Source organism: Candidatus Bipolaricaulota bacterium (assembly GCA_021159055.1).
In the GTDB taxonomy this organism is placed as follows: domain Bacteria; phylum Bipolaricaulota; class Bipolaricaulia; order UBA7950; family UBA9294; genus S016-54.
The window spans coordinates 1-5,485 of sequence record JAGGSO010000039.1 but is presented as its reverse complement, the minus strand read 5'-3'; the positions used below and the strand labels follow the sequence as shown (position 1 = coordinate 5,485).

Here is a 5,485-nt window from a genome sequence, read left to right as displayed (position 1 = left end):
GCCCCGCTCAACAAAAGGAGCAGCGCCAGCGTGAACAGGATGAACAACCCCTTCGACCCCAGAAGATTACTTACAAACTTCTCCGGATACTTCCCCCACTTCATCATGTACCTCCTTTGAATTTGAGTGTCTGGCCCTGATACATCTGGCTCGTGAGATACTCACACAGAAAAGTTTTCACCACCCCCTTTTCTGACCAATTTTCACCACGTTCACACTATACATCAATAGTAATAGTTAAGTCAAGTGTGAATGTCAACGACAGCAGGGACTCTGGTCACCTCAATGAAGGTTTGCTGAAATCTCTACTGAAACGGGGCGGGGTCAGTCAGTATTTTCCGCGCTTTGGAAACAACTTTTTCCATAAGGGTTTGGAGTTGCACGTTGTTACAACTACAGCCGGCGGCACGGGCATGGCCGCCGCCGCCGAAGGCGCGGGCGATCTCACTCACGTCGGCGTAATTCTTAGAGCGGAACGAGATGTGAACGTGGTTTTCCGGCCATTCGATGAACAAAATCGCGATCTCTACCCCGTAGATCGCGCGGATCTCACCGATCAATCCCTCCGTTTCTTCCTCTGTACACCCGTTTCGGGTAAGCATCTCGTGTGAGATGTATGCCCACGCGAGTCTTCCGTCCTCCTCGATTTGCAGCGTGTTGAACATTTCGATCATGAGGTTGATCTCGTTTATTGTCCGGTGCTCCAGCACTGCGGTGGCGATTTTCTGGATGTTCCCTCCGGCCCGGACGAGTTCGGCCGCATAGGTGAAGACTTTGTAGTCTGTGTTCCCGTACTTGAAGAAGCCGGTATCGGTGGCGATACCCAACAGGGTGGCGGCAGCGAGTTCGGGATCGTAATCGACGAGTTTCTTGCCGATCTCGTAGACGATCATCGCGGTCGCTGCGTACTCAGGGACACAGAAATCGAGCCGGCCGAATCCGGTGTTTGTCTTGTGGTGATCGAGTGTAATGTCGGGAGGATTACCATGCAGGAGTTTGACCGCTTCACCGATCCGCGATAGGTCAGATGCATCGACCGTCACTGCAATATCGTAATCGTAGTCCGACAGAGCATCTACTGGCTTTATCACCGCGACCCCGGGAAGATCGCGGTAGAACCACGGGATCGGATCTGCAATGCATCCCTCCGCTGTCTTCCCCAGTTTACGTAAGATCAGCACGAGGGAGGCGACGGAACTGATGTCGTCCCCATCCGGTTTGATATGACCGATCACCAGAACACGCTGCGCCACTCGCAGCCTATCTATCACTTCGTCTAGAGTGCTTTTCATCGGGACCGCGGTCTCCTTTCACGAAACGGACAAGAGATTTTACCCCACCGACTGATCGGTTTGTACTCGAAGCTTTGCCATACAAGCGACGCCTAACGAGAAATCGTAATCCAGGATTAGTTTTACGGGAATGTAGCTCTTGCCCGGCGCGCGGCGGCACACCTGGATCAAGACCATCGTGGGAGCTCGGATCGAGGAGTGCAAATCCTACTCGCTTCGTTCGGCCTGGATTGCGGGAACTTTCCCCGTTTGCTATACTTCAACACAAAGACAAATTCACGGGAGGGTGATGTGGAAGTTCTGACCATGAAGGAATTGCTGGAGACCGGAGTCCACTTCGGTCACCGGACGCGGAAATGGAACCCGAAAATGGCTCGTTATATCTTCACCGAGAGGAAGGGGATCCATATCATCGACCTCGAACAGACGGTGGAGATGTTCAAACGAGCGTACTTCTTTATCCGCGATCAGGTTGCAGGAGGAGCCGAGATCCTGTTCGTCGGCACGAAAAAACAGGTTCAGACGACGATCGCCGAGGAGGCACGGCGCTGCGGTGCTCACTTCGTCAACCGGCGCTGGCTCGGGGGGACCCTCACCAACTTCGCCACGATCAAAAAGAGCATCGAGCGGATGAAGGAACTCGAGCGGATGATGGAAGACGGGACGATCGACCGCTTTTCGAAAAAGGAGGGGAATCGTCTGCGCCGGGAACTCGCCAAACTGGAGCGGAATCTAGACGGGCTGCGCCACCTGGAGCGGGTTCCGGATCTCATCTACGTCATCGATCCGGACCTCGAGGCGAACGCCGTCCATGAGGCGAACATCATGAAGATTCCGGTGATCGCGATCGTCGACACTAATTGCGATCCCGATCCGATCGATTTTCCCATTCCGGGAAACGATGATGCGATCAAGGCGACCCGCCTGATCACCTCCCGGATCGCTGACGCCGTCCTCGAAGGGCGTGAAGGACGCCAGGAGATGGAGGAGGCGGCTGCAGCTACCCCGGCCGAGGAGGAAGGGGAGCCGGTGGCTGTCGCCGCTCCGACCGAGGCAGCGGCGGAAGAGGCGGCTGCACAAGTGGAGGTCTCGGAGTCGGTGGAAGAGGAAATCGCAGAAGAACCTGCCGCTGCGGCGGAAGAAACCCAGGAAGAAGAGACAGTCGAGGAAGGAACCGAGGATGACCGAGATAAAGAGTGAGGACGTGAAGAAGCTCCGCGCCGAGACCGGCGTCGGGATCATGGATTGCAAGCGCGCCCTGATGAAGGCGAACGGGGACATGGAGAAGGCGAAGAAGATCCTGCGCGAGGAGGGGCGGGAGCTCCTCGCTCACAAGGGGCGCGAGGCGAACGAGGGACGGATCGAGGCGTACGTCCACCACTCCGGGAGGGTCGGGGTGCTGGTCGAGGTGGCGAGCAACACCGACTTCACCGCCAACAGCGCCGAGTTCCGCGAGTTCGTCCGCGATGTCGCCATGCACATCGCCGCCGCCAAGCCGCGCTACGTCTCCCCCGAGGACGTTCCCGAGGCGGACCTGGAGGCCGAGCGCGAGATCTATCGCAAGCAGGCGGAGAAGGAAGGGAAGCCGGCCCAGGTCGTAGAGAAGATCGTCGAGGGGCGAATCAAGAAGTTCTACACTGAGGCGTGCCTCCTCAAGCAGCCGTTCGTGAAGGACCCATCCCGCACCGTCGAGGACCTGCTCGCTGATCTGCGCCAGAAGACGGGAGAGAACATCTCGGTCAAGCGGTTCGCCCGATTCGAGATCGGAGAAGGGGAGTAGGATGTCGCCTCGACGCCTCCTCCTCAAGCTGAGCGGTGAGGCGTTGATGGGGGATGAAGGCCCGTTCTCCCCGGACGAGATCGAAAGACTCGTCCGGGTTTTGTCCGCCGTGGATGCGGAATTGGGGATCGTCGTCGGCGGGGGGAACATCCTGCGCGGGGCGCGCGGCGGCTGGCTCGACCGGATTGACGCCGACGAGGTCGGAATGCTCGCCACCGTGTTGAACGGACTTGTCCTGCGGGATTATCTCGAGAAATCAGGCCGGGAGGCGATCGTCCAGTCCGCGGTGGCGACTGGGTTCACCGCCCCGGTCGATCCACGGAAAGCGCGGACGGCACTGGAGGAAGGGGCGATCGTCATCTTCGCCGGTGGAACGGGAAACCCACTCGTCACCACCGATACCGCCGCCGCAATCCGCGCTGTCTCGATCCGGGCCGACCTCCTCGCCAAGGCGTCCAACGTCCCGGGGGTATTCACCGCCGATCCCAGGACGAGGGCGGATGCCCGCCTCATCCCGGAGCTCTCCTACGATGAGTTCCTGGAGAACCGCTACGGGGTGATGGACCTCGCTGCGGTCGCGATCTGCAAGGAACACCGGGTCCCGATCGCGGTGTTCGACTTCTCCGAAGAGGACGCCCTTGCCCGGCTCTGCCGCGGTGAGCAGGTGGGTACGCTGATCCACTAGACCTGAAGCCAGCGGAGCACCTCGCCGAACCTCCGTTCGACCTCTCGCAGCAACTCCGGCGGGATTCCGGATCTGTGCAGTTCACGGGCGGCGGCGCGGGCACGCTGCATGAGGTCGATATCCCTGATCAAGTCGACCGCGCGCAGGCTGCTCAGAAACCCGTGTTGTTTCGTGCCGAGGAGATCGCCCGGCCCGCGGATCAGCAGGTCCTCCTCGGCGATCCGGAACCCGTCCAGATGCTGGGAGAACGCGGTCAGGCGCCGGGTCGCCTCCTCGGTCTTCGCGTCCCCGATCGCGAAACAGATCGCCTCTTGTCCCTTCCGCCCGATCCTCCCCCGCAGCTGGTGAAGCTGGGAGAGCCCGAACCGTTCAGCATGCTCGATCACCATAAAATCGGCATCCGGAACATCGATCCCCACCTCAATCACCGTTGTCGCTACGAGGAGCTGGACCGCACCGGAGTGGAAATCGGCCATCACGCGGTGCTTCTCCTCGCTCTCCATCCGGCCGTGCACGAGACCGATCCCGTGGCCGGGAAACCGGGCCTGCAGCTCGTCCGCCGTCTGCACCGCCGCGTTCAGGTCGAGTTTCTCCGACTCCTCGACCAGAGGGAGGACGACGAATCCCTTCCTCCCCTCCGCGAGGAGGTCGCCCACCTGCGAGTAGACCTCATCGCGGCGCGCTCCTGCCACCCACACCGTCCTGATCCGCGGGGTCCCATACGGGAGGGAGTCGATCAACGAGACCTCGAACTCCCCATACAGGGTGAGGGCGATCGTGCGCGGGATCGGGGTGGCGCTCATCACGAGGAGGTCGACGTTCTCCCCCTTCTCCTCGATCGCCGCCCGCTGCACCACCCCGAACCGATGTTGTTCGTCGATCACCACGAACCCGAGGTTGGCGAACGCGACGTCCTCCTGGATCAGGGCGTGCGTCCCCACGAGGAGGTCGATCTCCCCAGCGGAGAGGCTGGACTTCAGCTCGGACTTGTCCTTGGTGGATGAGGTGAGGAGTCCGACCCTGACCGGAAGGTCGGAGAATAGCTCCTCGATCCGGGCGGCGTGTTGCTCGGCGAGGATCTCGGTCGGAGCCATGAACGCCACCTGGTACCCGGCCTCGATCGCGTAGAGTGCGGCGGCGAGCGCGACGATCGTCTTCCCGGCTCCGACGTCCCCCTGCAGGAGGCGCATCATCCGGCGCGGGGAACGCAGGTCGAAGACGATCTCCCGCAGCGCCGCCGCCTGTGGTCGGGTAAGGCGGAACGGGAGGTGGGCGAGGAACGACGCGGCGATTCTCCCGCCATCGGCATGGGGGATCCCGGCGTCCGGGGGGGCCTGCGCGAGGAGACCGAGCTGAAGGAGGAACAGCTCTTCGTACGCCAAGCTGCGCCGTGCGCGGGCGAATGTCTCTTCGTCAGGGGGGAAGTGGATCATCCGCACCGCATCCGGCTTCCGCATGAGATGCTCGTGGTTCCTGATCTCCTCCGGAATGATGTCGGGGAGAGCGTCGACATACAGCTCGAGGTTGCGGGCGATTATCCCCCTGATCAACCGATCGCTCGCTCCCTCGGTCGCTGGGTAGATCGGAACAAGGCGGCCGGTCTCCATTTGCTCTCCCGCTGGCTCCCACACCGGGCTGCGCATCTGGAGCTCCCCGTAGCTTCGCTCCACCTTTCCGTACAGGGCGACCTCCTCCCCTTGGCGAAGCTGGTTCGCCACCCACGGCTGG

5 protein-coding genes are annotated in these 5,485 nt (G+C 61.1%); 3 read left to right on the top strand and 2 right to left on the bottom strand.

What is annotated here, in order from left to right; genetic code table 11:
• Positions 1–305: 305 nt before the first annotated feature.
• Positions 306–1,292 carry a bifunctional oligoribonuclease/PAP phosphatase NrnA gene (locus tag J7J55_02195; protein MCD6141516.1) on the bottom strand — a complete coding sequence of 329 codons (987 nt, stop codon included), beginning with the start codon at positions 1,290–1,292 and terminating at the stop codon, positions 306–308.
• 291 nt (positions 1,293–1,583) lie between these two features.
• Between J7J55_02195 and rpsB the strand changes: the two genes are divergently transcribed.
• The 3 genes from rpsB to J7J55_02180 are packed head-to-tail and all read left to right on the top strand — an operon-like array spanning position 1,584 to position 3,757.
• The gene (gene rpsB, locus J7J55_02190; GenBank protein ID MCD6141515.1) at positions 1,584–2,492 is read left to right on the top strand and encodes a 30S ribosomal protein S2; all 909 of its coding nucleotides are present in this window, start codon (positions 1,584–1,586) and stop codon (positions 2,490–2,492) included.
• The gene (tsf, locus tag J7J55_02185; GenBank protein MCD6141514.1) at positions 2,473–3,072 is read left to right on the top strand and encodes a translation elongation factor Ts; all 600 of its coding nucleotides are present in this window, start codon (positions 2,473–2,475) and stop codon (positions 3,070–3,072) included. Before rpsB ends, tsf begins: the two co-directional genes overlap by 20 nt.
• 1 nt (position 3,073) lies before the next feature.
• Positions 3,074–3,757 (top strand): uridine monophosphate kinase, encoded by a 684-nt coding sequence (locus tag J7J55_02180; protein ID MCD6141513.1) that lies wholly within the window; start codon positions 3,074–3,076, stop codon positions 3,755–3,757.
• Here J7J55_02180 and recG read toward each other — a convergent pair.
• Positions 3,754–5,485 (bottom strand): ATP-dependent DNA helicase RecG (gene recG, locus J7J55_02175; protein MCD6141512.1); only part of this gene is annotated, 1,732 nt, incomplete at its 5' end. The two genes, J7J55_02180 and recG, sit on opposite strands and share 4 nt — an antisense overlap.

Bases quoted from the DNA above. Each gene is read 5' to 3' on its own strand.
- J7J55_02195 (MCD6141516.1), bottom strand. From the start codon at position 1,292: ATGAAAAGCACTCTAGACGAAGTGATAGATAGGCTGCGAGTGGCGCAG.
- tsf (MCD6141514.1), top strand. From the start codon at position 2,473: ATGACCGAGATAAAGAGTGAGGACGTGAAGAAGCTCCGCGCCGAGACC.
- J7J55_02180 (MCD6141513.1), top strand. From the start codon at position 3,074: ATGTCGCCTCGACGCCTCCTCCTCAAGCTGAGCGGTGAGGCGTTGATG.